This window comes from Vogesella sp. EB (genome assembly GCF_001037925.1).
GTDB classification, from domain to species: domain Bacteria; phylum Pseudomonadota; class Gammaproteobacteria; order Burkholderiales; family Chromobacteriaceae; genus Vogesella; species Vogesella indigofera.
The window spans coordinates 40,187-65,764 of the sequence record NZ_LFDT01000015.1; the positions used below are offsets into that span (position 1 = coordinate 40,187).

Consider the following 25,578-nt stretch of genomic DNA (forward strand, 5'->3'; position numbering starts at 1 on the left):
TCGTTTCGACCAGGCTACGCCGATGGTAGCCACGCCACTTTTTCCGATGCCGGTGCTGTCCACCAGAAGGTGCAGACAACCCGGCTTCTTCTGTACCGGGATGCGAACCTGCAGGTCTTTCTGCCGGCGGGAAAACGTGCTGAAGTCGGGAACGGCCCAGTCGAGCCCAACCAGGCGAAGCAGGCTTTCGAGCATGCCTGTCGCTTGCAGCAGTGCCATACCAAAGAGGCATTTGATGGTGAGACAGAACTGAATGGCGGCATCGGCGAAGGTTGGCTGATGTCCACGCTTGCCAGTGGCGGGTGCCAGCCAGTTCATGTCTTTATCGAGTCAGACGTACACAAGCGCCGATTTGTGCAACAAAGCCCATGGGGGTGACTCCTGTATTTGGAAACACCATATTAATTGCCGCCGGTTTTTTATTTAAATCATATTAATTTCGAATGAATGCCGGATTGTTCATTAGCAGGTATTGATATTTGATTGCCAGGATTAATTGGCGGTGCCGGTCATTAAATAAAAAAGGTTGGCCGCAATCCCGTTGCGGCCAACCTGGGGTGCTACCCGGTCAAACTCAGCGCTTGGCCAGTTGCTGCACCACCGCCACCAGCGTGTCGATCTCCTCGCAGGTGTTGTAGAACGCCAGCGATGGCCGCACCGTCGCCTCCAGCCCGAAACGGCGCAGGATCGGCTGCGCGCAGTGGTGGCCGGAGCGCACCGCGATGCCTTGCTGGTTCAGCGCGCGGCCGATTTCCTCGGTGCGGTAGCCGGGCAGCACGAAGGACAGCACGCTGGCCTTGTGCTCGGCGGTGCCGATCAGGCGTAGCCCCGGCACGCTCTGCAGGCCGCGGGTGGCGTAGACCAGCAGGTCGTGCTCGTAGCGGGCGATGTTGTCCAGGCCGATGCGCTCCACGTAGTCGATGGCGGCGCCCAGCCCCACCGCGTCGGCGATGTTGCCGGTACCGGCCTCGAACTTGTTGGGCGCCGGCTGGTACAGCGTCTTCTCGAAAGTGACGTCGGCAATCATATTGCCGCCACCCTGCCACGGCGGCATCGCGTCCAGCAGCGCCGCCTTGCCGTACACCACGCCGATGCCGGTCGGCGCGAACACCTTGTGCCCGGAGAACACGAAGAAGTCCGCGTCCAGCGCCTGCACGTTGACGCGCAGGTGCGATACCGACTGCGCGCCGTCCACCAGCACCCGCGCCCCGGCGGCGTGCGCCAGTGCGATGACCTCGGCCACCGGGGTGACCGTGCCCAGCGCGTTGGACACCTGGGTGATGGCCACCAGCCTGGTGCGGCTGTTCAAGAGCTGACGGTACTCGTCGAGCAGGATCTGGCCGCTGTCATCCACCGGAATCACGCGGATGCGTGCGCCGACGCTGGCCGCCAGCTGCTGCCACGGCACGATGTTGGCGTGGTGCTCCAAGTTGGAGACGATGATCTCGTCACCGGCGCCGATGTTCTGCCGCCCCCAGGTGTTGGCCACCAGGTTGATCGCCTCGGTGGCGCCGCGCACAAAGATGATCTCTTCGGGCGTGGCCGCGCCGATGAAGCGCGCCACCTTGTTGCGGGCGGCTTCGTAGGCGTCGGTGGCGCGGGCGGCCAGCTCGTGCGCCGCGCGGTGGATGTTGGAGTTCTCGTGCTGGTAGAAATAGGCCAGCCGGTCGATCACCGACTGCGGCTTGTGCGTGGTGGCGGCGTTGTCCAGCCAGATCAGCGGCTTGCCGTTGACGCGCTCCGCCAGAATCGGGAAGTCGCGGCGGATGGCGTTGACGTCAAAGCCGTGCTGGCGGCTGGCGACGTGGCGGTCGAAGTCCGGTGCCTTGTCCAGCTTCACTGCCGGTTCCAGGAAATAGAACTGGCTGCTGGCGGGGGCGGCAGCGGGCGCCGGTGCGGCAGGCTGCTGGCGGCTGTCGCCGGCCAGCAATGCGCGCAGCACGTCCTCGCCGGGCAGGCCGAACGACTGTGCAGTGACGCGGTCGTCCACGCCGGGCAGCGGCGCGGCCTGGGTGGTGCCGGCCAGCTCGCCGTAGCGGCCGCCCTCGCTCACGAAGTAGTACGGTGACGAGGCCGGTGCGCCGCCTGCCGTCGGCGCCGACGGCTGCGCTGCGGCCAGCTGTGGCACGTTGGCCGCATAGCCTTCCGGCACGGCGTAGGCCGCCGGATCGCGCAGGCCGCCACCGGCCGGGGCTGCCGGCATGGTGGCCGTCAGCGGCTGGATCGCCGGCTGGGCCGCGCTGGCCGGCGGGGTCGGTATGCCGCTGTCCGCCGGTGTCTGGCCGGGCAGGCTGCTGAAGAAGGCGTTGGCCAGCCGCGCCAGCTCGCCCGCATCCGGCAGGCCGTCGGGCTTACTTGTAAGTGTCTGGATAGTCATGGTACTTGCCAATCTCCACGTCTTCGAGCACCGCCAGTGCGTCTTCGGTCAGCACCGCCAGCGAGCAATACAGCGAAATCAGGTAGGAGGCGATGGCGTTGCGGTTGATGCCCATGAAGCGCACCGACAGCCCCGGGCTCTGTTCGCCGGCCACGCCCGGCTGGTACAGGCCGACCACGCCCTGGCGCTTGTCGCCGACGCGCAAGAGCAGGATCTTGGTCTTGCCGTTTTCGTCGATCGGCAGCTTGTCCGACGGGATGATCGGCACGCCGCGCCAGGTGATGAACTGCGAGCCGAACAGGCTGACGGTCGGCGGCGGCACGCCACGGCGGGTGCACTCGCGGCCGAAGGCGGCAATCGCCAGCGGGTGGGCCAGGAAGAAACCCGGCTCTTTCCACACCTTGGTCAGCAGCTCGTCAAAGTCGTCCGGCGTCGGCGCGCCGGTGAGGGTGCTGAGGCGCTGCGTGTCGTCCACATTGGCCAGCAGGCCGTATTCCGGGTTGTTGATCAGCTCGGATTCCTGGCGCTCCTTGATGGTCTCGATGGTCAGGCGCAGCTGTTCCTTGATCTGGTCGTGTGGGCTGCTGTACAGGTCGGAGACGCGGGTGTGCACGTCCAGCACCGTGGTGACTGCGTTCAGGAACAGCTCGCGCGGCTGGTCTTCGTAGTCGACGAAGGTTTGCGGCAGCTCGGCTTCGTCGCGCTGCGAGCACGCGACACGCATATTGCCCGCGTTTTTCACGCGGTTGAGGCGGAAGATGCCGGCCTCGACCGGCGTCCACTGCAGCAGGTGTACCAGCCAGCGCGGGCTGATGGTGGACAGTTGCGGGACGGTCTTGGTGGCGTTCGCCAGCTGGCGGGCGGCGTTGTCGCCCAGTGCCAGTTGGGCATCCTGATGTTCGGCCATGATGGTTCCTTGTGTGGCGTTGGTTGCGGTAAAAAAGGGTGGCGGCTAGCGGGCGAGATGCTGCGTGCCGGTGATGTTCTGGTTGTTGGCCTGGGTAATGTGGCTGCCGGGCAGCACGTCGCGGGTGAGCCAGACATTGCCGCCGATGGTGGCGCCCTGGCCGATGGTGATGCGCCCCAGCAGGGTGGCGCCGGCGTAGATCACCACGTCGTCTTCCACGATCGGGTGGCGCGGCTGGCCTTTTTCCAGCTTGCCGTAGGCGTCGCTGTTAAAGCGTTTGGCGCCGAGCGTCACCGCCTGGTACAGCCGCACCCGCTCGCCGATGACGGCGGTTTCGCCGATCACCACACCGGTGCCGTGGTCGATGAAAAAGCCCTTGCCGATCTGTGCGCCGGGGTGGATGTCGATGCCGGTTTCCGAGTGCGCGATTTCGGCCAGAATGCGCGCCACCAGCGGCACGCCGGCGCGGTACAGGTAGTGCGCCAGACGGTGGTAGATGATGGCGGTGATGCCGGGGTAGCACAGCAGCACCTCGTCCACGCTGCGTGCCGCCGGATCGCCGAGGTAGGCGGCGTGCACGTCGGCATCCAGCACGCGGCGCAGCGCGGGCAGCGCGGTGGCCAGGCCCTTGGCAATGGCCACCGCCTGCGTTTCGCTGCGGCTATCGCTCAGTCCCTGCAGCCGCGCCGAGTAGCTCAGCTCCAGCTGCAGCTGCCTGACCAGCGCGTCCAGTGCCTGCGCCAGGGTGTGGCCGACGTAAAAGTCTTCGCTGCTTTCGCTCAGCTCCGGCGGCCCCAGCCGCATCGGAAACAGCACGCCGCACAGCGCGTTGGCGATGTCGCGCAGCGCATCGCGCGCCGGGAACTCGCGTCCGCCCAGCTCGCGGGTGCGGCCGTGGGCCTGGCGCCAGGCCTGGCGGGCGCTGCGCAGCTCGCGCACGATGCTCTCGATGCCCCAGCTCTGTTGATGACTGGCCAGGTTCAGCCAGCTTTTGGCACGATCATTCATGTAAGCCGCTCCAGTAAAAGGGTCTTGCTAGTCTTGCTGCCACGGCAGGCGGTGGTGACGCCAGCCGCCGACATCGCCACGGCGGTTCTGTTCGTCCAGATCACCTTCGAAGCCTTCCAGCACGTTGAATACCTGGCTGAAGCCGGCGCGGGTGGCCGCCTCGGCGGCGGCGGCGGAGCGCTTGCCGCTGCGGCACAGCAGCACGATCACGCTGTCCTTGCCGCCGGCCTTGTTTTCCAGCTCGCGCAGGAAGCGCGGGTTCCTGAGCAGCGCGGTACCGCTTTGCCACGCCACGTGCAGCGAGCCGGGCACGTGGCCGACAAACTTGCGCTCTTCCACGGTGCGCACATCGACCAGCCGCGCGACGCCGGCCTCGACCAGCGACCACGCTTCCTGCGGGTACAGGCAGCCGGCGTAATCGAGTCCGGCGGCCTGCGCCCGCTCGCGGGCGGTGGCCAGCAGCAGCGCGGCATCCGGCGCGCTGGCGGCGGAGGGGGTAAGGGGTGTTGGGTTCTCTGGCATGACAATTTCCTGGTGAGCCGTGTTGCCGGGGTGGAACCACTATACGGTTGCCGTTCGCGGTGACTAACCAAGAAAATCCGATTTGAATATCGGGTGGCCGGGTGCAATGCTTTGCCGGAAATCCGCATAGGAAAAGCCGCCAGCAAGGTGGCGGCTTTGGGGGGGGCGAGGTGTCGATCCACGCCGCACGGCCGTGTTGCCGGTGGGGCGTCTGCTTGCTGATCGCGCGGTACTACAAGGCTGGCTCCAGCTCGCCGTAGTGGGCATTGGCCACATCCACGTGCGAGCGCAGGCGGCCCTTCAGCACGTTGCGGCCAACCTGGTAGAACAGCGGATTGTGCGGATCGCTGGCCGGGCCGCGGGCTTCGGCGGCCAGGTGTGCCGGCAGCGTCAGCAGCGGTACGTTGGCATCCAGTTGCGCCGCCATGAAGAAGGCGCTGGACAGCCGGTCGGCGCCGGCCGGCGGCGTGACCACGCGATGCAGCGTCGCCTTGAGGTAGCCGTTGGAGGCCAGCTCCAGCAGCTCGCCGATATTCACCACGAAGGTGCCTGCAACCGGGGTCGCCAGCACCCACTCGTCGCCGAGCAGCACTTCCAGCCCCGGCTGGTCACCCTGCAGCACCAGCGTCAGATAACCGGCGTCCTTGTGCGCACCGACGCCTTGCTCGCTGTCGGTATGGTCGCGTCCCGGGTAGCGGATCAGTTTCAGGTGCTGGAACGGGCCATCGGCGATGGTGTGGTCGAACACGTCATCCGCTTGCTCCAGCGCGATGGCAAAGGCGCGCAGCAAGGTGGTGGTGACCTCGGTCAGACTGTCCTGCCAGCGCAGGATGATGTCCCGCATCTGCGGCAGTTCGGCCGGCCACTGGTTGGGGCCGTGCAGGCGCAGCCACGGCTGCTCGCCGTAGTGCAGCTTGCGCAGCGGGGTTTCGCGCATCACATCGAACTGCTCGCGCCAGTCGGCCTGTCCCCGCGTCAGCTCGCCGCCGGCGCGGGTATAGCCGCGAAAATGCGGTGAGTTGACCATCGCCACGCGCTGCTTGGCGGCCGCCGGCAGGGAAAAGAACTGGCGCGAGATGTCGAGCACCTGCTGTTGCAGGCTGTCGGACACGCCGTGGCTCTTGAGGTAGAAGAAACCGACCTCGCGCGCGGCGGCTTTCAGTTCGCGCAGGAAGGCGGCGCGTTGGTCGCCACCGGCATGGAAGGCGGACAGGTCAAGTTGCGGAAGGGTAGTTTTGTTCACGGGGAACTCCTGGCATTCATGGTTGTTATGGGGCGGAGGTCAGCTTCTGCTGGAAGCGGCCATCCTGGTTTCCAGTCTGTGCTGGAAGACTTCGAGCACTACCGACAGCAGCCAGTAGATCAGTGCCGCCGAGAGCAGCATTTCCATGTAGCGGTACGACGAGCGGCCATAGCTCTGGGACAGGAACATGATTTCCCACAGCCCCATCACCGACACCAATGACGAATCCTTCAACATGGAAATGAACAGGGAAAACGCCGGCGGCACCGCTACCCGCATTGCCTGCGGCAGCACGACAAAGCGCAGGATGGCGCGCGATGACATGCCCAGCGCCTTGCCCGCTTCCCACTGTCCGCGCGGAATGGACAGGATGGCGGCGCGCAGCACCTCGCTGAGATAGGCGCCGTAGCACAGCGTCAGCGCGGTAATCCCGGCCGGAATGGCGTCCGGCACGATGCCCAGCTGCGGCAGCCCCAGATAGATCAGCAGGATCTGCACCAGCAGCGGCGTTCCCTTGAAAAACGAGTTGTAGAAGGTCGCCAGTCCGTACAGCAAGGGGTTGCGCGACAGCCGTCCAAGGGCCGACGCCAGGCCGATTACCAGCGCCAGCAAGGTGGACACCAGGCACAGCAGCACGGTGAGCGGTACGCCTTGCAGCAGCCCCTCCGGATTCAGTTGCAGGCCCAGCAGCAGCGGCAGTTTTTCCAGCGCGAAGCGGTAGTCCAGCCCGAAGGCGGCGGCAAACCAGGCCAGCAGGCCCAGCAGCAGCAAGATCACCAGACTGACTTGCAGCCGGAAGCGGTTTTCCATGTTCATGAGTAGGCACGACGGGTAAGGCCGGTGCTGACCGCGGTGGCGATCAGCACCAAGGGGTTACTGGGTGATGTCGCTGCCGATCCATTTTCTGGAAATGGCGGCCAGCGTGCCGTCCTGCTTCAGCTCGGTGACCACCTGTTTCACCCGTGCCTGCCACTGGGCATCGCCCTTGTCGACCGCGACCCAGTTTGGCTCGGCGTACAGGGTGGCGGCGACGCGGAACTTGCCGCCCCTGGCGATGCGCTCATTGGCGGTGTTCAGGTTGGAAACCAGCGCATCCAGCCGTTTGCCGGTGCCCAGTGCCAGGTCCTGGAAGATGATTTCTTCATTGTCGTAGGTGGCGATGTTGACCTTGCTGAACGGGAAGCTAGGCTGGACCGCTCCCGGCGCCTCGATCTTCAGCGTCTTCTGCAGGTAGCGCTCATAGGAGGCGCCTTGCTGCACGCCGATCTTCTTGCCGTCCAGCGTCTTGATGCTGCTGGTGTGCTTGTCGCTGGCGTTGACCACCAGCACCGCCGGCGATTTGTAGTAGATCACCGGGAAATCCAGCACCTGGGCGGCTTCCCTGGTCGGCGTCATCGAGCAGATGCAGATATCCCAGCGCTTGCCCCACTTGCCGGCGGCGATCACCTCCCACGACGGCGTATCCAGTTTCAGCTTCACGTTCAGCTTTTTCGCGACCGCCTTCACCACGTCCACGTCAAAACCATCCAGCTGGTTCTTGCTGTTGAGGAAGGAAAACGGCGGGTAGCTTTCCAGTAGCACGCCACGCAGCTCGCCGCTGTTGCTGACGCGGTCCAGGGTGGTGCCAGCATGGGCGGGTACGGCCAGCAGCAGCGGCAGCAGAGCCGCGGCGGTGTTGATAAGTCCTTGTTTGTTCACGGTGGTATCTCTTTGTCGTTGTTCGGGTGAAGCAAATCTTATATATCGTTTGGAAATTAATCAATTGCAAAATACGACATTTTGGTTATATAAATTGCAGAATCAACGAACCGCCGGCCCGACCGGGCAGGCAGCAAAAAAGGAAACAACATGAGCAAAACCGTGATTCTGGACGGCGGCATGGGCCGCGAACTGAAGCGCATCGGCGCGCCTTTCCGCCAGCCGGAATGGTCGGCGCTGGCGCTGTGGGAGGCGCCGCATTTCGTCGAGCAGGCGCACGACGCGTTCGTGCAGGCAGGGGCGCAGGTGATCACCAGCAACAGCTACGCGGTGGTGCCGTTCCATATCGGCGAGCAGCGCTTTGCCACTGACGGCGCAAGGTTGGCCGCACTATCCGGCGAACTGGCACGCAAGGCGGCGGCCAAGGCGGCGCAGCCGGTGCGGGTGGCCGGCTCGCTGCCGCCGGCACTGGGCTCCTACCGGCCGGACCTGTTCGACGAGGCGCAGGCGCTGGCCATCCTGCGGGTGCTGGTTACCGCGCTGGCGCCGCATGTCGACCTCTGGCTGGCCGAGACACAAAGCTCGCTGGCCGAGGTGCGCGCGGTGAAGCAGGCACTGGCCGGCCAGCCGCAGCCGCTGTGGCTGTCATTCACGCTGCAGGACGAGGACGGCGATGGCGTTGCCCGTCTGCGTTCCGGGGAAACAGTGGCGGCGGCGGTGGCCGAAGCCATCCGGCTGGGCGCGGCGGCGGTGCTGTTCAATTGCAGCCAGCCGGAGGTAATGGCGGCGGCGCTGGATGCGGCCAACGTGGTGATCGCCCGCGAGCAGGCCAGCCTGCAGCTCGGCGTGTATGCCAATGCCTTCCCGCCGACGCCGAAAGATGCCAAGGCCAATGCCACGCTCGACGACATCCGTGCCGACCTGACCCCGCGCAACTATGCGCAGTGGGCGGCGTTGTGGGTGGAGCGTGGCGCCAGCGTGGTCGGCGGTTGCTGCGGCATTACCCCACAACACATCGCCGCGCTGGCGCAGGCCTTGCCGTAAGCGGCGGGGGCGCCACGGCCGCCGGGGCGGCGGCGTGATCGTGGCGCTGAAATTCCATGGGGTAATAACAAAACCATTTTTAATCGTTTTTGGTTTTTTGCGGACTTGGCTAGATTGGGGTGGTTCGCAGGCCGTTTGCCTGCGCTGTGGCAAGCAGCACTGCCCGTTACCCGTCAGGAGCCTCCCATGTCGCAACCCCTGTCACTCAATCTGCCCTTGCTCACGCTGAGCGATCTGGACGGTAGTCCTGCCCAGCGCGCCGCCTTCCTGCGCGACTTGCGTGCCGTGGCGCGCGATGTCGGTTTCTTCTACCTGAACGGTCACGGCATTGCCGAGGCGCAGGCGGCGCGGGTGCTGGCCGCAGCGCGTGATTTCTTTGCCCTGCCGCAGGCGGACAAGCGCGCGGTGGACATGGTGCAGTCGCCGCATTTTCGCGGTTACACCGCCGCCGGCCACGAGATCACCCGCCAGCAGCCGGACTGGCGCGAGCAGTTCGACATCGGTGCCGAACGCCCGCCGCTGGCCGCGGCCAAGGTGGTGCCGGTGTGGGCGCGCTTGCAGGGGCCGAACCAGTGGCCGGCGGCGCTGCCGGCGCTGCGCCCGGCCTTGCTGGCGTGGCAGGCGGAATTGACCGCGGTGTCGATCCGCCTGCTGCGGGCCTTTGCCGAGGCGCTGCAGCAGCCGGCCGACAGCTTTGACGACGCCTTTCTCGCCGCGCCGATCCAGCACCTGAAAATCATCCGCTACCCCGGCCAGGAGCAGGTGCCGAGTGATCAGGGAGTCGGCGCGCACAAGGACAGCGGTTTCCTGACCCTGCTGCTGCAGGACCGCGAAGCCGGGCTGCAGGTGGAGACCGCCAGCGGCTGGGTCGATGCGCCGCCGGTGGCCGGCACCTTCATCGTCAATATCGGCGAAGCGCTGGAGCTGGCTTCCAACGGCTATCTGCGCGCCACCGTGCACCGCGTGCTCAGCCCGGCGGCGGGGCGCGAGCGGCTGTCGGTGGCGTTTTTCCTCGGCCCGCGGCTGGATGCCACGGTGCCGCTGCTGCCGCTGACACCGGAGCTGGCGCGCGAGGCGCCCGGCCCGGCGACCGATCCGGCCAACCCGCTGTTCTACGAAACCGGTTTCAACATGCTCAAGGGCCGCCTGCGCTCGCACCCGGAGGTGGCGCGCCGCCACTACGCCGACGTGCTGGCCGCCAGCGCCTGAACCTCTCTGTGCCACTACCCGAAGGAAACACCATGAAACACCGTTCGCTGTTGTCCGCCACCGCCGTGGCGCTGCTGTTTGCCGTGTCGGCCCACGCCGAGGTCCTCACCATCGGTGCCGAGGCGGTGCCGCACGCCGAGATTCTCGACCAGGTCAAGGCCCGGCTGGCCAAGGACGGCGTGGAGCTGAAAGTCCGCGTGTTCACCAACGGCCTGCAGGAAAACTTCGCCGTCGCCAGCAAGGAAATCGACGCCAACTACTTCCAGCACCAGCCCTTCCTTGACGGCTTCAACAAGAGCAAGGGCACCTCGCTGGTGACGGTGGCGGCGATCCATGTCGAGCCGTTCGGTGCCTACTCGCGCAAGTACCGCAAGCTGGCCGAGCTGCCGGATGGCGCGGTGGTCGGCATCCCCAATGATCCGTCCAATGCCGCGCGCGCCCTGTTGCTGCTGCAGAAGCAGGGCCTGATCACGCTGAAGGACCCGGGCAATATCCTGGCCACCGCCCGCGACGTGATTGCCAACCCGAAAAAGCTGCAGCTGAAGGAGCTGGAGGCGGCGACGCTGCCGCGGCTGCTGACGCAGCTGGATCTGGCGCTGATCAATACCAACTACGCGCTGCAGGCCGGGCTGAAGCCGACACAAGACGCGCTGTTCATCGAGGACAAGCGCTCGCCGTACGCCAACATCCTGGTGTCGCGCGCCGACAACCGGCAAAGCCCGGCACTGAAGAAACTGGTTGCCGCGCTGACCACGCCGGAGGTGCGCCAGTTTATCGAGCAGAAATACCAGGGTGCGGTGGTGCCGGTGTTCTGAGCCGCAGCGCGGCGGGCATCACCCCGGGCGCTGCCGCATGGCAGCGCCTGTTTTTTTGCCTTGGCGGTCGCGGTTTTGATATCACAAAAAGTAATGAAAAAATCAATTTATATCGTTTTTGGTTTTTAAGCGGGCGCACTACACTGGCCTCCTGCCAGCGCAAAAGGCGCGGCCGAACACTGAAACACCCACGCCGGGTCTGCGAGAAAGCCACCATGATTCAAGTACGAGACCTGACCAAACACTACAGCCACCACGGCCGCCGCGTTGCCGCCCTGCAACGGGTCAGCCTGCGCATCGACGCAGGCCGCATCTTCGGCATCATCGGCCGTTCCGGTGCCGGCAAGAGCACGCTGATCCGCTGCCTCAACCTGCTGGAGCGCCCCGACAGCGGCGAGGTGCGCATCGGCGACGACGCGCTGACCGCCTACAGCGAACGCCAGCTGCAACAGCGCCGCCAGCGCATCGGCATGGTGTTCCAGCACTTCAACCTGTTGCGTTCGCGCACGGTGGCGGCCAACGTCCGCTTCCCGCTGGAGCTGGCCGGCGAGCTGGACGCCGCGCAGATGGACGCCCGGGTGGACGAGCTGCTGGCGCTGGTCGGGCTGCAGGATCACCAGCACAAGCGCCCGGCGCAGCTGTCCGGCGGCCAGAAGCAGCGTGTCGGCATTGCTCGCGCGCTGGCTAACCATCCCGACGTGCTGCTGTGCGACGAGGCGACCTCGGCGCTGGACCCGGAAACCACCGATTCGATACTGGCGCTGCTGGCCGACATCAACCGCCAGCTGCGGCTGACCATCGTGCTGATCACCCACGACATGCGCGTGATCCGCCAGCTGTGCGACGAGGTGGCAGTGCTCGATCACGGCCGCGTGGTGGAGCAGGGGCGGGTGATCGACGTGTTGCTGCAGCCGCAGCACGCGGTGACGCAGAGCCTGCTGGCGGAGACCGGTTTCGGCCAGGGCGCGCTGCAGGGGCAGTGGCGCGAGCGCATCAGCACGCCGGTGCTGAAGCTGACCTTTGTCGGCGAGCCGGCGCTGCAGCCGGTGCTGGACAAGGTTGGCCGCGAGACCGGCCTGCGCGTCAACCTGCTGGCCGGCACGCTGTCGGAAATCAAGGCCACGCCGTTTGGCCAGCTGCTGGCCGGGGTGGTGGCCAGCGATGTCGCGGTCTCGGCATTGCCGGACATTTTTGCCCGCGAGGGTGTGCGTTGCGAGGTGCTGTGATGACGGATTTTGACTGGAACCTGTTGCTGAGCGTGGACTGGCCGGAGATCGGCGCCGCCACGCTGGATACGCTGACCATGCTGGGGGTGTCGCTGCTGGCGACGGTGGCGCTGGGGCTGCCGCTGGGCGTGCTGCTGTACGTCACCGCCCCCGGCCAGCTGCGCGCGCGGCCGCGGCTGTACGCGGTGCTGTCCTTCCTGGTGAACGTGCTGCGCTCGCTGCCGTTCGTGATCCTGCTGATCGTGCTGATTCCGCTGACGCTGCTGCTGGTCGGCACCTCCATCGGCGTCGCCGGTGCCATCGTGCCGCTGGTGGTGGGCGCGGTGCCGTTCTTCGGCCGGCTGGTGGAAAACGTGCTGCGCGAGGTCGATCGCGGCGTGATCGAGGCCAGCCAGGCGATGGGCGCGCGCCTGCCGCAGATCGTGCTCAAGGTGCTGCTGCCGGAGGCGCTGCCCGGCCTGATCGGCGCGGCGACGGTGACCGCGGTGGCGCTGGTCGGCTACACCGCGATGTCCGGCGTCATTGGCGGCGGCGGGCTGGGCGACCTCGCGGTGCGCTACGGCTACCAGCGCTTCCAGACCGAGGTGATGGTCGTCACCGTGGCGCTGCTGCTGGTGCTGGTACAGCTGCTGCAATCCGCCGGTGACCGCCTGGTGCGCCGTTGTCGCTTTGACTGACGCTTTCTGATTTCTCCGCGGCCCTGGCGCCGCAACCCTTTCCCATGCTGTGCCCCTGCATGCCCTGGCCCGTCCGGCCCGGGCAGGGGGAAGCCTTACTCTCGAAAAGGAAACCATGATGACTCGCCTGACCAAACTTGCCCTTGCTTTCAGCCTTGCCGGTTTCACCTTTGCCGCCCAGGCGCAGAACGTGAAGCTGACCGTGGCCGCCTCGCCGGTGCCGCACGCCGAGCTGCTGGAGGCGCTGAAACCGACCCTCGCCAAACAGGGCGTGGATCTGGACGTGAAGGTGTTCAACGACTACGTGCTGCCCAACACCCAGGTGCAGGAAAAGCAGCTGGACGCCAACTTCTTCCAGCACATCCCGTATCTGGACAAGTTCAACAAGGACCGCGGCACCAATCTGGTGGTGGCCAGCAAGCCGGTGCACATCGAGCCGTTTGCCGCCTACTCGCTGAAGGTGAAACGGGTGGCCGAGCTGAAGGACGGCGCCACGGTGGCGATTCCCAATGACCCGACCAACGCCGGCCGCGCCTTGCTGCTGCTGGACCAGGGCGGCGTGATCAAGCTGAAAAACCGCAGCAACATCTACCCGACCACCAAGGACATTGCGGCCAACCCCAAGCATCTGAAGATCAAGGAACTGGAAGCCGCCACCCTGCCGCGGGTGCTGAACCAGGTGGACCTGGCGCTGATCAACGCCAATTACGCGCTGGAAGCCAAGCTCAATCCGAAGAAGGACGGCCTGTTCACCGAGACCACCTCGCCGTACGCCAACCTGCTGGTGGCGCGTCCGGACAACAAGGACAGCGCCGCGGTGAAGAAGCTGGCGGCCGCGCTGAACAGCCCGGAAGCGAAGCGCTTCATTGAAAGCAAGTACCAGGGCGCGGTGGTACCGGCGTTCTGAGCCGGGCCGGTGGCCTGACCCCGTGGCGCCGCGGTTTGCCGGCGCCACGACTCCCGTTGTCCCATGCCGACCGCGCCCGCCAATGAGGCGCGGCGGCACCATTGAATGCCGGAATGTAACCCAAGGAAATACCATGACTGTCTCTTCCCCGGTGCTGGCTCCCGCCGCACCGTCCGTGGCGCCGCCGCCGCGCAGCATCCTGCCACCGCGCAGCCGTGGCGTGCTGGAGATGATCGGCAACACCCCGCTGCTGCGGGTGCGCCATCTCGATACCGGCCCCTGCGAACTGTACCTGAAGCTGGAAAACCAGAACCCGGCCGGCTCGATCAAGGATCGTGTCGCGCTGTCGATGATCGAAGCCGCCGAACGCGACGGCAAGCTGGCGCCCGGCGGCACCATTATCGAAGCCACCGCCGGCAATACCGGCCTCGGCCTGGCGCTGGTCGCCTCGCAGAAGGGCTACCGCCTGATCCTGGTGGTGCCGGACAAGATGAGCCGCGAAAAGGTGCTGCACCTGCAGGCGCTGGGTGCGCAGGTGATCCTGACCCGCTCCGATGTCGGCAAGGGCGATCCGGACTACTACCAGGACCGCGCAGCAAAGCTGGCCGCCACCATCCCCGGCGCCTTCTACATCGACCAGTTCAACAACGCGGCCAACCCGCTGGCGCACGAAACCGGCACCGGGCCGGAAATCTGGGCGCAGCTGGACGGCAAGGTGGACGCGGTGGTGGTCGGTGTCGGCTCCAGCGGCACGCTCAGCGGGCTGACGCGCTTTTTCGGCCGGGTGTCGCCGCACACCGAGTTCGTGCTCGCCGATCCGCAAGGCTCGATCCTGGCCGACCACATCGAACACGGCCATCACGGCGCTGCCGGCAGCTGGCTGGTGGAGGGCATCGGCGAGGACTTCATCCCGCCGCTGGCCGACTTCGGCAAGGTTGGCCACAGCTACCGCATCAGCGACCGGGAAAGCTTCGATACCGCGCGCGAGCTCTTGCGCCACGAGGGCATTCTCGGCGGCTCGTCCACCGGCACGCTGCTGGCCGCCGCGCTGCAGTACTGCCGCGCGCAGACCACGCCGAAGCGGGTGGTGACCTTCGTCTGCGACAGCGGCAACAAGTACCTGTCCAAGATGTACAACGACTTCTGGCTGTTCGACCAGGGCCTGCACCAGCCGCCGCAGGTGGGCAACATTACCGACCTGATCGCGCGCCGCCACGATCACGGCCACAGCGTGGTGTGCCACCCGGACGAGCCGCTGACCGTGGTCTACCAGCGCATGCGCCTGCACGACGTGTCGCAGCTGCCGGTGATCGACGGCGAGCGCGTGATCGGCCTGATCGACGAATGGGACTTGCTGATGTCGGTGCACGGCGAACCGGAAAACTTCCACCAGCCGGTGTTCACCGCGATGAGCAGCAATGTCGAGACCATCTCGCCGCGCGCCTCGCTGCAGGACCTGCTGCTGGTGTTCAACAACGGCCATATCGCGGTGGTGATCGAGCGCGATCGCTACCTCGGCCTGATCACGCAGAGCGACCTGCTCACCTACTGGCGCCAGCGCGTCGGCGCCGCCTGAGCCTGTTCAATGTCTGCTGCGCTTCGGCGATACCGCGTTGAAAACGCCTTCGGAATGCTCATTGACCCCATGTCAACTCCGCTTCCTCAGTCGTTTTCGCCTTGTCTCGCTCTAGCTCGCGAGACTTTGAACAGACTCTGGGACATTCCTATTGATCCGCAAGGTGCGACGGCCGCTGCCGCCGCACCTTGCGGCCAACCTTTTGTAAGGACACAACATGAGCACCGATTTCCACACCCTGTCCGTGACCGCCGGGCTGCACGATGACCCGTTCGGCGCGGTGATCCCTCCGATCTACGCCACCTCCACCTACCGCCAGCAGGCGCCGGGCGAGCACAGCGGCTACGAATACTCGCGCAGCCAGAACCCGACGCGCGAGGCGCTGGAGCGCGCCGTCGCCGAGCTGGAAGGCGGCGTGCGCGGCTACGCCTTCGGCTCCGGCCTTGCCGCCATCGCCACCGTGCTCGACCTGCTGCCGGCCGGCAGCCACATCGTCGCCATCGACGACCTGTACGGCGGCTCGGTGCGGCTGTTCGACCGCGTGCGCAGCCAGTCGGCCGGGCTGTCCATCAGCTATGTGCCGTCCGACGACCCGGCGGCGCTGGAAGCGGCCATCCAGCCCGATACCCGCATGCTGTGGGTGGAGACGCCGTCCAATCCGCTGAACCGGCTGGCCGATCTGGCGCTGCTGGCCGACATCGCCCGCCGCCACCAGCTGCTGGCGGTGGCCGACAACACCTTTGCCTCGCCGGTGATCCAGCAGCCGCTGGCTTACGGTTTCGACATCGTGCTGCACTCGGCCACCAAGTACCTGAACGGCCACTCCGACGTGATCGCCGGGGTGGCGGTGGTGTCGAAAGACCGGCCGCAGCTGGCCGAGCAGCTGGCCTTCCTGCACAACGCCACCGGCGCCATTCTGGACCCGTTCTCCAGCTTCCTGGTGCTGCGCGGCATCCGTACCCTGGCGCTGCGCGTCGAGCAGCACAGCCGCAATGCGCAGGCCGTCGCGCAGTGGCTGGAAAGCCATCCGCGCGTGACGCGGGTGCTGTATCCGGGGCTGGCGAGCCATCCGCAGCACGCGCTGGCCAAACAGCAGATGCGCCACTTCGGCGGTATCGTGTCCTTCTATCTCGACGGCGGCGCGGCGGAGGTGAAGGCGGTGCTGGGCAGGAGCCGGCTGTTCACGCTGGCGGAGAGCCTGGGCGGGGTGGAGAGCCTGGTGTGCGTGCCGGTGGCGATGACGCACGCCTCGGTGCCGGCCGAACGCCGCGCGCTGCTGGGCATCAGCGACAACCTGATCCGCTTGTCGGTTGGCATCGAGTCGGCGGAGGCGCTGATCGCCGATCTGGCACAGGCGCTGGCGTAGGCGTTTTGCCGAGCGGACGACACCCCGGCCCCGCGCCGGGGTTTTTCATGGCGTATGCCGCGGCCGGAATATGGACTGCAGCGGCGCGGCGATAAGCTGTTGCGATTTTCTTGGTTCTGCTGCGGCCGGGCGCCGGATAAGGTGGGCGAAACGGTGTGGAGGAGGGCCAGCGATGCGGGCGATGATCATCGGCGGTGACAAGGTGGAAACCACGCGGCGGGCGCTGCAGGCCTCGGGCTATGCGGACGTGCTGCACTGGAGCGGGCGCAAGAGCGGCGACCTGAAGCGGGAGTTCCCGGCGCGGGTGGCGCACATGGTGATCATCCTGGACTACGTGAATCACAACCTGGCGAAACGGATGCGCCTGATCGCGCGCGAGCGGCGGATCAGCGTCGCCTACGTTGGCCGCAAGTAACGGGCCGACGGCTGGTCGGTGCGCGGTCCGGCATCAGGGCAGCGTGGTCGAGTGCTGCTGCGCGCGCTCGAGCACCAGCTGGGCAAAGGTCTGGGCCGGCACCGGCGGGCTGATGATGTAGCCCTGGATGATGTCGCAGCCGTTGTCGCGCAGGAAGGCCAGCTGTTCCTCGCGCTCGACGCCTTCGGCGATGACGGTCAGCCGCAGGCTGTGGGCCATCGCGATGACGGCCTGGGAAATGGCGATGTCGTCTTCGTCGTGCGGCAGGCCGTCGACGAAGGACTTGTCCAGCTTCAGGCAGTCGATGGGGAATTGCTTGAGATAGCTGAGCGAGGAGTAGCCGGTGCCGAAGTCGTCGACGTCGATGTGCAGGATGCCCTTGTTACGGATCTGCATCAGCACATCGACCGCGCATTGCGGGTCGTGCATCAGGATGCTCTCGGTCACTTCCAGCTCCAGAAAGCGTGGCTCGACGCCGGTTTCTTCGAGAATGTCGGCAATGGCGGTGGCCAGGTTGCTGCGCTGCAGTTGCCGACCGGAGAGATTGACGGCAATGACCAGTGGCGGCAGCGCGGTCGTCGTTTGCCAGTGGCGGATCTGCTGGCACACCGCGTGCAGCACCCAGCTGCCGACCTGCTCGATCAGGCCGGTTTCCTCCAGGATGGGGATGAATTCGCCGGGAGAAACCAGCCCCCGCTGCGGGTGTCTCCAGCGTAGCAGCGCCTCGGCGCCGATGATGCGGCCGTCGGCCAGATTGAGCTTGGGCTGGTAGTAGACCTCGAACTCGCCGCGTGCCAGTGCACGGCGCAGACCGTTTTCCATTTCCAGCCGGTCGGAGGCGAGGGTATTCATCTCGCTGGTGAAGAAGCGGTAGCCGTTGCCGCCGTCTTCCTTGGCCCGGTACATCGCGGTGTCCGCGTACTTGATCAGGTGGCTGCTGTTGTCGCTGTCCGACGGGAAAATGGTGATGCCGATGCTGGGGGTGACAAAGGTTTCCTGGTGGTCGAGGTGGAACGGCGCCGCGAACATCTCGATGATCTTGCTGGCCACGCCGGCGGCGTCCTCGGCCTTGTTGATCTGCTCCAGAATGATGGTGAACTCGTCGCCACCGAGGCGTGCCACGGTATCCACATCGCGCACGCAGGCCAGCAGCCTTGCCGCGGTGTCACACAGCAGCTGGTCACCCAGGTCGTGGCCCAGCGTGTCGTTGATGGTCTTGAAGCGGTCGAGGTCGATGAACATCAGCGCGACCAGCCCCTTGCTCCTTTCCAGGCGGGTCAGCGCCTGCTGGAGGCGGTCGTGGAACAGCGCCCGGTTGGGCAGGCGGGTCAGGGAGTCGTAGTGGGCCAGATCCTGCAGGCGCTCCTCGGCCTGTCGCCGTTCCATCGCGATGTGGACCAAGTGGGCGGCGACCCACATCAGTTCGCGGTCGTGCGGCTGCTGTTTTGACGGGGTGCGGTAGTGCGCCACGATCAGCCCCAGCAGGGAGCGGTCAGACGAGCGCACGGCCACGGCAAAGCAGGCGTGCACACCGTGGCTGGCCATCAGCTTGCAGTAGTCCGACCAGATCGGCTGGCTGCCGATATTCTCGATCACGCCGCTGTACTCGTCCGACAGACCGTGTTTCGGTACGTTCTCCAGTTGCGTGATCGCGGCGAAGACCTTGCCCAGCACCACCTGTTCGTGATGGATGAGGCGCTCGACCACATTGCTAGGCAGGCTGCGGCCGGAGACACAGGCCAGCTCGGCACCTTCGCTGTCCTTGCGGAACAGGATGGTGCAGAACATCTCGCCGGACAGGACTTCCACGTGGTCGGCCAGCACGCCCAGCGCGGCTTTCAAAGGTTGGCCGCAGACCACCATCTCCAGCACTTCGTTTTCGATGGCTAGCAGCGCCTCCGCCTGCTTGCGGTCGCTGATGTCGCGGAAGCTGGTCACCCGTCCGACTACCCGGCCATTGACGAACTGGGGCTGCGAGTTCCACTCGAAGTGGCGCCCGTCGCGCAGCTCGAGCGTGCTGCCCTGGTTGACGTCGATGTGCTTGTTCAGGTCCTTGATCGTGGCGGCAAAAGCGGTCGGGTCCCGCAGCTTGTTGCTCAGCTCGGCCAGGGTTTCGTTGTTGTTGGCGTAGAGGCTGTCCGATTGATGCAGGTGCCACATGTCACGGAAGCGCTTGTTGGCCACCACCTCCCGCCCGTAGACATCGGTGACAAAAATGCCGTCGGCGGTGGATTCCAGCGTGGCGGAGAAAATGGACAGCGATTTGGCCAGCTTCTCCTCGGTCACCTTGCGGATGGTGATTTCCTGCAAGGTGCGGCGAAAGACGCGCATCGGCAGGTCGCGCAGTGTGACGAAGGTGATGATGCCGAGTATCAGTCCCGGAATGAACATCAACAGGCTGTACAGCAGCAGCGGGCGGAGGGAGCGGCTTAGCGTCAGTTGGGCGTTATCGTCGGCATTCAACTCAAGGGTGCTTGTCCGGGTCAGGTGCGGAGGCGGCGGTTCCTGGTTTTTCTCGGCCAGCAGTTGCTGGTTTTCACCGGTGATGCGGATGCTGATTTTATCGGGTAGCCAGTCCAGTGCCGCCAGCACCGCTTGAGGAGTATGAAAGGTACCCCATGCTGCGCCTGCGGTTGAGTCCGGTTGCTTGATATTGCTGTAGACACCGACCTGTAATGCGGACTCCAGGCGGGCCGCCTCGCTCTGGTAGCCAACGATGAAAAAAATGAGCGGCACCAGCAGGGTGACCAGTGTGCCGCCGCCCCAGGCCAGGCGGGCGATCAGGGTCGGCATTTCGGGGGGGAGGTCCTGAAGGTCGGGAGATGGCTCGGATTTCATAATTTTGGAGAAAATCCTCGTTATGCTTTGCTCTGCTTCGAGACAGTCATTGCTGCATCTTCAAAATGCAGCGGCCTCCTGCTTGATTAACCGCCCCAACTCAACCTAACAATAGGCTAAATCCTCCGGGTGGCTTGTCATGTTTTCTTTTGGATTTTTGAAAGTACAGCCTTTATCTCATAGATAAAGCGTATCGCCTGATGCTCATCCGGCTGACATTGCCGCTGTGCGCGGATAGTCGCCGGCTTGTCAGGGATGAAAGCAAAGCCCCGTTAAATCAGGAATTTAACGGGGCTTTGCTGGTTTACTGCTTTTGTATCAGGTGTAAATCAGAACGGGATGTCGTCGTCCATGTCGTCCATTTTCGGGGCCGGTTTCGGCTCCATGCGACGTGGTGCCGCCGGGGCGGCGGCGGGGGCCGCGGCCGGGGCGTCGTAGCGCTGGGCGCCACCGCCGTAGCTGTAGTCTTCGTCCGCGCCGCCCATGCCGCCGTCGCGCTTGCCGCCTTGCAGGCTGATTTCATTGACGCGCACGTCCGGCGACAGGCGCTTCTGGCCTTCCTTGTCCTGCCATTCGCGCAGTGTCAGCTGGCCGTAGACGGTGACTTGCTGGCCCTTGCCGAGGTAGTTCTTCAGCGATTCGCCGCGCTTGCCCCACACCTGGCAGGTAAACCAGTTGGTGGTCTTGCGCTCGCCAAAGCCGATATCGCTGGCAACACGGAAGCTGAGCACGGCTTCGCCGCTCGGGGTGTAACGCAGTTCGGCGTCGGCGGCCAGGCGGCCATCAAAAGTAATGCTGTTCATTGGGGCTCCGTTTCATTTCAGTTCAAGGAGGTATTCGGCGCCGTCACGGGCTGAGGTGACGGCGGTGCGGCGGCTCAGTATGTTGCCTGGATCAGCTGTTTGACCGCGGCTTCGTCCCAGTCTTGCTGGGAGACCTTCAGGTAGGCCACCCGTTCGCCGAGCAACACCACCACTTCGCTGACGCCGCGCTGGCTGGCCAGCTGCCGCGACAGGGTATCGGCATCGCCCTGCCATTGCTCGCCGATGTGGAACATCTGGCTCTTCACCGCCTTGGGCGGCGTCATGGTCAGCGACAGCAGCAGCCAGGCCAGCATCAGCACGCTGGTGAAGGCAAATACGCCCAGCGCGCCATGGTGGCTGTACAGCCAGCCGCCGGCAACGGCACCGGCAAACAGGCCGAAAGATTGGGCGGTATTATACACGCCGATCGCGGTTCCCTTGGCATCGGCCGGGGCAATTTTCGAGATCAGCGACGGCAGGGTGGCTTCCAGGATGTTGAAGGCGACGAAGTACAGCGCCAGCCACAGCACGATCAGCCAGAAGCTGGACAGCGCCAGCGCCATGCCGATCTGCGCGGTGGTCATCAGCGCTACGGCGGCGACGAACACCTGCTTCAGCTTGGCCTTTTTCTCGCCGTAGATGATGGCCGGCACCATCAGCACGAAGCCGGCAACCACCACCGGCAGGTACACCAGCCAGTGCTGCGACTTGTCGAGGCCGCCGGTGCTGGTCAGCGCGAACGGGATGGTGACGAACATCGCCATCTGCGCCGCGTGCAGCGCGAAGATGCCGAAGTTCAGCCGCTGCAGCTCGCGGTTGCGCAGCACTGCCGGTAGCCGCGCGGTGTTGGTGCCGGTGTCGGAGTGGAAGCTGGAGTGCACCGGGTCGGGAATGATGCGCCACACGCCCAGCAGCGCCAGCAGCGACAGCACGCCGGTGAGCACGAAGATGCCGTCCACGCCGATATAGCGTGCCAGCAGCGGCCCCAGCACCAGGCTGACGGCAAAGGTGGTGCCGATGCTCATGCCGATGATGGCCATGGCGCGAGTGCGCACTTCTTCGCGGGTGAGGTCGGCGAGCAGGGCGGTGATCACCGCCGAGATGGCGCCGGAGCCCTGGATGATGCGGCCCACGGTCAGCATCATGATGTCGTCGGCGCTGGCGGCGATGAAGCTGCCGGCGGCGAACAGCAGCAGGCCGCCGTAGATGATCTTCTTGCGGCCAACCTTGTCGGAGAGCATGCCCAGCGGCAGTTGCAGCAGCGCCTGTACCAGGCCGTAGCTGCCCAGCGCGATGCCGATCAGGGTGTGGTTGTCGGCGCCGCGCAGGGTTTCGGCGTAGAGCGCAAAGACGGGGAGGATAAGGAACATGCCCAGCATGCGCAGGGCGTAGATTCCGGCCAGGCCAAGGCTGGCGCGTAGCTCAAGTGCAGTCATCGGTACGGGTGTTGGAGGGCGTCGTCACAGTGGGCGGGCAGCGGCAGCGGATTTCTCTGTCAGGAAATCTATCGTGCTATGGAGCGGCTGCGCGCAAGTCCGGTATAGTAGCAGGTTCCCCGACCGACGGTGAGACAGGCATGGATTCCATCCGCATTCGCGGCGCACGTACGCACAATCTGAAGAACATCAATCTTGACCTGCCACGCCACCAGCTGGTGGTGATTACCGGCTTGTCCGGTTCCGGCAAGTCGTCGCTGGCCTTCGACACGCTGTATGCCGAGGGGCAGCGCCGTTACGTCGAGAGCCTGTCGGCCTACGCGCGGCAGTTCCTGCAGCTGATGGAAAAGCCCGATGTCGACCTGATCGAGGGCCTGAGCCCGGCGATCTCCATCGAGCAGAAGGCCACCAGCCACAACCCGCGCTCCACCGTGGGCACCGTCACCGAAATCCACGACTACCTGCGCCTGCTGTACGCCCGCGTCGGCGATCCGCACTGCCCGGAGCACGACGTGGCGCTGGCGTCGCAGACGGTGAGCCAGATGGTCGATCACGTGCTGGCACTGCCGGAAGAGACGCGGATCATGATCCTGGCGCCGGTCATCGTTGGCCGCAAGGGCGAGAACGTCGAGCTGTTCGAGGATCTGCGCGCGCAGGGCTTCGTGCGCGTGCGCGTCGACGGCGAGGTGTACGAGCTGGACGCGGTGCCGAAGCTGGACAAGAACAAGAAGCACTCGGTGGAGGTGGTGATCGACCGCGTCAAGGTGCGCGCCGACATGCAGCAGCGGCTGGCGGAAAGCTTCGAGACCGCGTTGCGCCACGCCGAAGGCCGCGCCATCGCGGTGGAAATGGATAGCGGCAAGGAGCACTGGTTCTCCGCCAAGTTTGCCTGCCCGGTGTGCAGCTACAGCCTGCCGGAGCTGGAGCCGCGCCTGTTCTCGTTCAACAACCCGATGGGCGCCTGCCCCAAGTGCGACGGCCTCGGCGAGATCACCTATTTCGACCCGTCGCGGGTGGTGGCGCATCCGGAGCTGACCCTGGCCGCCGGCGCGATCAAGGGCTGGGACAAGCGCAACCAGTTCTACTTCCAGATGCTGCTGGCGCTGGCCGAGCACTACGGTTTCTCGTTGGAGACCGCGTTCGAGGACCTGCCGGACGAAGTGCAGAAGGTGGTGCTGCACGGCTCCGGACGCGAGGAAATCGAGTTCACCTACGTCTCCGAGCGCGGCACCAAGTTCCAGCGCGCGCACGCCTTCGAGGGCATCATCCCCAACCTGGAACGCCGCTATCGCGAGACCGATTCCAGCACCGTGCGCGAGGAGCTGGCCAAGTACCAGAACAACCAGTGCTGCCCGAGCTGCGGCGGTTCGCGCCTGCGGCTGGAGGCGCGCCATATCTACATTGGCCGCAAGACGCTGCACCAGATCAACCAGATGGCGCTGAAGGATGCCTCGGCCTTCTTCAGCGGGCTGCAGTTCTCCGGCCAGAAGCAGGCGGTGGCGGAAAAGATCGTCAAGGAAATCAGCGACCGCGTGTCCTTCCTGAATAACGTCGGCCTCGATTACCTGTGCCTGGCGCGCTCTGCCGACACCCTGTCTGGTGGCGAGGCGCAGCGCATCCGCTTGGCCAGCCAGATCGGCTCCGGCCTCACCGGCGTGATGTACGTGCTGGACGAGCCGTCCATCGGCCTGCACCAGCGCGACAACGACCGCCTGCTGGCGACGCTGCGGCGGCTGCGTGACCTGGGCAACAGCGTGATCGTGGTCGAGCACGACGAAGACGCCATTCGCGCCGCCGACTACCTGGTCGACATGGGGCCGGGCGCCGGCGAGCACGGTGGCGAGGTGCTGGTGGCCGGCACGCCGGCCGAGGTCGCCGCCAGCGAGAAATCGGTGACCGGCGCCTACCTGTCCGGCCGTCGCGGCATCGCGGTGCCGGCCAGCCGGCGAGAGGTCAACCCCGAGCGCCTGTTGCGTCTGGCCGGCGTCAGCGGCAACAACCTGAAGGACGTGACGCTGCAGCTGCCGCTGGGCATGCTGGTGTGCGTCACCGGCGTGTCCGGTTCCGGCAAGTCGACGCTGATCAACGACACGCTGTACAAGATCGCCGCCCGCGATCTCAACGGTGCCAGCGAGCAGCCGTCGCCGTACCGCGACATCAGCGGCCTGGAGCAGCTGGACAAGGTGATCAACGTCGACCAGAGCCCGATCGGGCGCACGCCGCGCTCCAACCCGGCCACCTATACCGGCCTGTTCACCCCGATCCGCGAGCTGTTTGCCGGTGTGCCGCTGTCGCGCGAGCGCGGCTACGGCCCCGGTCGCTTCAGCTTCAACGTCAAGGGCGGCCGCTGCGAGGCGTGCCAGGGTGACGGCGTGATCAAGGTGGAAATGCACTTCCTGCCGGACGTGTACGTGCCGTGTGACGTCTGCCACAGCAAGCGCTACAACCGCGAGACGCTGGAAGTGCAGTACAAGGGCAAGAGCATCCACGAAGTGCTGGAGATGACGGTGGAGCAGGCGCTGGAGTTTTTCAGCGCGGTGCCGACGGTGGCGCGCAAGCTGCAGACGCTGATGGATGTCGGTCTCGGCTACATCCGCCTGGGGCAGAGCGCGACCACGCTGTCCGGTGGCGAGGCACAGCGGGTGAAGCTGGGGCTGGAATTGTCCAAGCGCGACACCGGCCGCACCTTGTATATTCTGGATGAACCGACCACCGGCCTGCATTTTCACGACATCGAGCTATTGCTGAGCGTGTTGTACCGCTTGCGCGAGAACGGTAATACTGTGGTGGTGATCGAGCATAATCTGGACGTAATCAAAACTGCGGACTGGCTGATCGACCTAGGGCCGGAAGGCGGCGCCGGCGGCGGCCAGATCATTGCCTGCGGCACGCCGGAGCAGGTGGCGGCCAACCCGGCCAGCCATACCGGGCACTATCTGGCGCCCTTGCTGAAAAAACCGTAACAGATCATAACGACATCATGAATTTATTATTTTGGGGTACGCATGCTGACGCTGGCCAAGATTGACCATCTGCACATCAAGGTAAACGACACTGCCAAGGCGCTGGACTGGTACCAGCGGGTGCTGGGCATGGTGCCGGATGTGCGCTACAAGCATCTGCAGGACGGGCCGCACGGGGTATTGATGCTGACCAACCCCAGCGCCAGCGTGCGCCTGGCGCTGAGCCAGGACGAGGCGGCGATCGTGGCGGCCGGAGCGGTGGCGTTTGGCGTCAGCGGTCACGATTTCATGGAGTGGCTGGACCGGCTGGCGGTGGAGCGGGTGGTGAGCCGCGACGGGCAGACCATCGCCCGCGACTCGGTGCACGACCACGGTTTCTTCTGCTCGGTGTCGTTTGTCGATCCGTTCGGCAATCCCTACGAAATCGTCAGCTACGATCACACCTGGCTGGCGGGCAAGCTCAAGCTGAAACGCGCCTGAGACGGTTTTTTCGGGTGCGCTCCGTTGCCCAAGGTTGGCCGCAATGTTGCGGCCAACCTTGGGCAAAC

General features: G+C 65.4%; 21 protein-coding genes and 1 pseudogene. 11 read left to right on the top strand and 11 right to left on the bottom strand.

Annotated elements, in window-relative coordinates; translation table 11 throughout:
* Positions 1-33 precede the first annotated feature (33 nt).
* The 8 genes and pseudogenes from ACG97_RS10305 to ACG97_RS10340 all read right to left on the bottom strand — a co-directional run.
* Positions 34-330, bottom strand: a pseudogene (locus ACG97_RS10305) (transposase); the annotation flags it as partial.
* 244 nt (positions 331-574) lie between these two features.
* Complete coding sequence (locus tag ACG97_RS10310) at positions 575-2,377, bottom strand: family 2A encapsulin nanocompartment cargo protein cysteine desulfurase (protein WP_047967267.1); 1,803 nt, start codon at positions 2,375-2,377, stop codon at positions 575-577.
* On the bottom strand, positions 2,352-3,284 hold the full coding sequence (locus ACG97_RS10315) for a family 2A encapsulin nanocompartment shell protein (protein ID WP_047967268.1): 933 nt from the start codon (positions 3,282-3,284) through the stop codon (positions 2,352-2,354). The genes ACG97_RS10310 and ACG97_RS10315 overlap by 26 nt, the downstream gene beginning before the upstream one ends.
* 45 nt (positions 3,285-3,329) lie before the next feature.
* Positions 3,330-4,262 (bottom strand): serine O-acetyltransferase EpsC, encoded by a 933-nt coding sequence (epsC, locus tag ACG97_RS10320; protein WP_369793039.1) that lies wholly within the window; start codon positions 4,260-4,262, stop codon positions 3,330-3,332.
* Positions 4,263-4,319: 57 nt separating this feature from the next.
* Entirely contained in the window at positions 4,320-4,814 is a 495-nt protein-coding gene (locus ACG97_RS10325) for a rhodanese-like domain-containing protein (protein ID WP_047967270.1), read from the bottom strand.
* Between the two features lie 232 nt (positions 4,815-5,046).
* Positions 5,047-6,057 (bottom strand): isopenicillin N synthase family oxygenase, encoded by a 1,011-nt coding sequence (locus tag ACG97_RS10330; RefSeq protein ID WP_047967271.1) that lies wholly within the window; start codon positions 6,055-6,057, stop codon positions 5,047-5,049.
* Between the two features lie 39 nt (positions 6,058-6,096).
* Entirely contained in the window at positions 6,097-6,873 is a 777-nt protein-coding gene (locus ACG97_RS10335) for an amino acid ABC transporter permease (RefSeq protein WP_047967272.1), read from the bottom strand.
* 57 nt (positions 6,874-6,930) lie between these two features.
* Positions 6,931-7,755 carry a transporter substrate-binding domain-containing protein gene (locus ACG97_RS10340; RefSeq protein ID WP_202902747.1) on the bottom strand — a complete coding sequence of 275 codons (825 nt, stop codon included), beginning with the start codon at positions 7,753-7,755 and terminating at the stop codon, positions 6,931-6,933.
* 150 nt (positions 7,756-7,905) lie between these two features.
* On the opposite strand from ACG97_RS10340, the gene ACG97_RS10345 reads away from it, so the two are divergent.
* From ACG97_RS10345 to ACG97_RS10385, 9 genes are all read left to right on the top strand, one after another.
* Positions 7,906-8,799: a homocysteine S-methyltransferase family protein gene (locus ACG97_RS10345; RefSeq protein ID WP_047967273.1), complete on the top strand. Its 894-nt coding sequence runs from the start codon at positions 7,906-7,908 to the stop codon at positions 8,797-8,799.
* Between the two features lie 186 nt (positions 8,800-8,985).
* On the top strand, positions 8,986-10,008 hold the full coding sequence (locus tag ACG97_RS10350; RefSeq protein ID WP_047967274.1) for an isopenicillin N synthase family oxygenase: 1,023 nt from the start codon (positions 8,986-8,988) through the stop codon (positions 10,006-10,008).
* Positions 10,009-10,040: 32 nt separating this feature from the next.
* Positions 10,041-10,823, top strand: coding sequence for a MetQ/NlpA family ABC transporter substrate-binding protein (locus ACG97_RS10355; protein ID WP_047967275.1), 783 nt, complete (start codon positions 10,041-10,043; stop codon positions 10,821-10,823).
* Between the two features lie 215 nt (positions 10,824-11,038).
* Positions 11,039-12,049 (top strand): methionine ABC transporter ATP-binding protein, encoded by a 1,011-nt coding sequence (locus tag ACG97_RS10360; protein WP_047967276.1) that lies wholly within the window; start codon positions 11,039-11,041, stop codon positions 12,047-12,049.
* Positions 12,049-12,726: a methionine ABC transporter permease gene (locus ACG97_RS10365; protein WP_047967277.1), complete on the top strand. Its 678-nt coding sequence runs from the start codon at positions 12,049-12,051 to the stop codon at positions 12,724-12,726. The genes ACG97_RS10360 and ACG97_RS10365 overlap by 1 nt, the downstream gene beginning before the upstream one ends.
* A gap of 115 nt (positions 12,727-12,841) precedes the next feature.
* Positions 12,842-13,633 carry a MetQ/NlpA family ABC transporter substrate-binding protein gene (locus ACG97_RS10370; protein WP_047967278.1) on the top strand — a complete coding sequence of 264 codons (792 nt, stop codon included), beginning with the start codon at positions 12,842-12,844 and terminating at the stop codon, positions 13,631-13,633.
* Positions 13,634-13,766: 133 nt separating this feature from the next.
* Positions 13,767-15,209: a cystathionine beta-synthase gene (locus tag ACG97_RS10375; protein WP_238377311.1), complete on the top strand. Its 1,443-nt coding sequence runs from the start codon at positions 13,767-13,769 to the stop codon at positions 15,207-15,209.
* 217 nt (positions 15,210-15,426) lie between these two features.
* A complete protein-coding gene (locus ACG97_RS10380) occupies positions 15,427-16,575 on the top strand; it encodes a PLP-dependent aspartate aminotransferase family protein (protein WP_047967279.1) in 1,149 nt (382 codons plus the stop codon).
* Between the two features lie 172 nt (positions 16,576-16,747).
* Positions 16,748-16,990: a DUF2325 domain-containing protein gene (locus ACG97_RS10385; RefSeq protein WP_047967280.1), complete on the top strand. Its 243-nt coding sequence runs from the start codon at positions 16,748-16,750 to the stop codon at positions 16,988-16,990.
* 33 nt (positions 16,991-17,023) lie between these two features.
* On the opposite strand, the gene ACG97_RS16945 is transcribed toward ACG97_RS10385, so the two are convergent.
* From ACG97_RS16945 to ACG97_RS10400, 3 genes are all read right to left on the bottom strand, one after another.
* Entirely contained in the window at positions 17,024-19,783 is a 2,760-nt protein-coding gene (locus ACG97_RS16945) for an EAL domain-containing protein (protein WP_053068137.1), read from the bottom strand.
* Positions 19,784-20,157: 374 nt separating this feature from the next.
* Positions 20,158-20,631 carry a single-stranded DNA-binding protein gene (locus tag ACG97_RS10395; protein ID WP_047967281.1) on the bottom strand — a complete coding sequence of 158 codons (474 nt, stop codon included), beginning with the start codon at positions 20,629-20,631 and terminating at the stop codon, positions 20,158-20,160.
* A 74-nt stretch (positions 20,632-20,705) separates the two neighbouring features.
* The gene (locus tag ACG97_RS10400) at positions 20,706-22,067 is read right to left on the bottom strand and encodes an MFS transporter (protein WP_047967282.1); all 1,362 of its coding nucleotides are present in this window, start codon (positions 22,065-22,067) and stop codon (positions 20,706-20,708) included.
* 140 nt (positions 22,068-22,207) lie between these two features.
* Between ACG97_RS10400 and uvrA the strand changes: the two genes are divergently transcribed.
* Both uvrA and ACG97_RS10410 read left to right on the top strand, forming a co-directional pair.
* Positions 22,208-25,030 (top strand): excinuclease ABC subunit UvrA, encoded by a 2,823-nt coding sequence (gene uvrA, locus ACG97_RS10405; RefSeq protein WP_047967283.1) that lies wholly within the window; start codon positions 22,208-22,210, stop codon positions 25,028-25,030.
* 42 nt (positions 25,031-25,072) lie between these two features.
* A complete protein-coding gene (locus ACG97_RS10410) occupies positions 25,073-25,510 on the top strand; it encodes a VOC family protein (RefSeq protein ID WP_047967284.1) in 438 nt (145 codons plus the stop codon).
* Positions 25,511-25,578 lie beyond the last annotated feature (68 nt).

Coding starts and splice junctions, on each gene's coding strand:
- ACG97_RS10310 (WP_047967267.1), bottom strand. CDS start 2,377: ATGACTATCCAGACACTTACAAGTAAGCCCGACGGCCTGCCGGATGCG.
- ACG97_RS10315 (WP_047967268.1), bottom strand. CDS start 3,284: ATGGCCGAACATCAGGATGCCCAACTGGCACTGGGCGACAACGCCGCC.
- ACG97_RS10325 (WP_047967270.1), bottom strand. CDS start 4,814: ATGCCAGAGAACCCAACACCCCTTACCCCCTCCGCCGCCAGCGCGCCG.
- ACG97_RS10335 (WP_047967272.1), bottom strand. CDS start 6,873: ATGAACATGGAAAACCGCTTCCGGCTGCAAGTCAGTCTGGTGATCTTG.
- ACG97_RS10345 (WP_047967273.1), top strand. CDS start 7,906: ATGAGCAAAACCGTGATTCTGGACGGCGGCATGGGCCGCGAACTGAAG.
- ACG97_RS10350 (WP_047967274.1), top strand. CDS start 8,986: ATGTCGCAACCCCTGTCACTCAATCTGCCCTTGCTCACGCTGAGCGAT.
- ACG97_RS10355 (WP_047967275.1), top strand. CDS start 10,041: ATGAAACACCGTTCGCTGTTGTCCGCCACCGCCGTGGCGCTGCTGTTT.
- ACG97_RS10360 (WP_047967276.1), top strand. CDS start 11,039: ATGATTCAAGTACGAGACCTGACCAAACACTACAGCCACCACGGCCGC.
- ACG97_RS10365 (WP_047967277.1), top strand. CDS start 12,049: ATGACGGATTTTGACTGGAACCTGTTGCTGAGCGTGGACTGGCCGGAG.
- ACG97_RS10370 (WP_047967278.1), top strand. CDS start 12,842: ATGATGACTCGCCTGACCAAACTTGCCCTTGCTTTCAGCCTTGCCGGT.
- ACG97_RS10375 (WP_238377311.1), top strand. CDS start 13,767: ATGACTGTCTCTTCCCCGGTGCTGGCTCCCGCCGCACCGTCCGTGGCG.
- ACG97_RS10380 (WP_047967279.1), top strand. CDS start 15,427: ATGAGCACCGATTTCCACACCCTGTCCGTGACCGCCGGGCTGCACGAT.
- ACG97_RS10385 (WP_047967280.1), top strand. CDS start 16,748: ATGCGGGCGATGATCATCGGCGGTGACAAGGTGGAAACCACGCGGCGG.
- ACG97_RS16945 (WP_053068137.1), bottom strand. CDS start 19,783: ATGCCGACCCTGATCGCCCGCCTGGCCTGGGGCGGCGGCACACTGGTC.
- ACG97_RS10395 (WP_047967281.1), bottom strand. CDS start 20,631: ATGAACAGCATTACTTTTGATGGCCGCCTGGCCGCCGACGCCGAACTG.
- ACG97_RS10400 (WP_047967282.1), bottom strand. CDS start 22,067: ATGACTGCACTTGAGCTACGCGCCAGCCTTGGCCTGGCCGGAATCTAC.
- uvrA (WP_047967283.1), top strand. CDS start 22,208: ATGGATTCCATCCGCATTCGCGGCGCACGTACGCACAATCTGAAGAAC.
- ACG97_RS10410 (WP_047967284.1), top strand. CDS start 25,073: ATGCTGACGCTGGCCAAGATTGACCATCTGCACATCAAGGTAAACGAC.